Here is an 837-nt window from a genome sequence, read left to right as displayed (position 1 = left end):
ACGCGCCGGGCGATCTCGACGTGGAGGTCGCCGCGGTCGATGAGGCCGACGAGGCCCGAGAGGACGTCCGCGTCGGGGTGGACGAAGATCGTGGCCGCGCGGACGTTCCGCTCCTCGTCGCCGGGTGTCGGGACGGTCGGCGTCGTGGAGACGACCACGCCGCCATCGCGGACTCGTGCGACCAGGGCCGTGAACCCGTCCGGGGTGATCGGGGCCAGGTTGAGCAGCACATCGACGGGTTCGGTCACCGCGTCGAGCACGGAGGTGGCCGTGTGGTCGATGATCTCGTCCGCACCGGCCGCCGTGACGGTCTCGCTGCTGCGCGGGCTCGCCGTGGCGATGACGTAGGCACCTGCGCGCTTGGCCAGCTGCACGGCGTACCCGCCCACGGGGCCACCGGCGCCGTTGATCAGCACGCGCTGGCCGGCGGTGAGTCCGGCGGCCTCGAAGAGCGCCTGTGAGGCGGTGAGTCCGACCGACGGCAGGCCGGCGGCGTCTGCCAGCGGGATGGCGGTGGGAGCCTTCACCAGCACTGCGGCGGGGGCGACGACGTACTGCGCGGCCGAGCCGTCGGCGTCCATGGGGATGAGCCCGATGACCTCCTCGCCCACGGTGAGGCCTTCCACGCCGTCGCCGAGCGCGTCGATCGTGCCGGAGACGTCGTATCCGGGAACGTGCGGGAGTGTGATCGGGATCGGGAGGAAGCCGCCGCGGATGCCGCCGTCCGCCGGGTTGTACGCCGACCCGGCGACCCGGATGCGCACCTGACCGGTGCCGGGGACCGGCTGGTCGACATCCTCGTAGCGCAGGACCTGCGGGCCGCCCGTTTCGTGGAAC

Annotated in this window: 1 protein-coding gene; it reads right to left on the bottom strand. The window is 73.0% G+C overall.

All coding sequences use genetic code 11. The features are described 5' to 3' along the window. The coding region (locus tag ADK67_RS09810) for an NADP-dependent oxidoreductase (RefSeq protein ID WP_053716092.1) at positions 1-837 on the bottom strand (837 nt) is incomplete at both ends.

Origin of the sequence: Saccharothrix sp. NRRL B-16348, from assembly GCF_001280085.1 — a bacterium.
Classification (GTDB): Bacteria; Actinomycetota; Actinomycetes; order Mycobacteriales; family Pseudonocardiaceae; genus Actinosynnema.
Note: the sequence above shows the minus strand (reverse complement) of the source record. Positions and strands in the feature narration are given on the sequence as shown.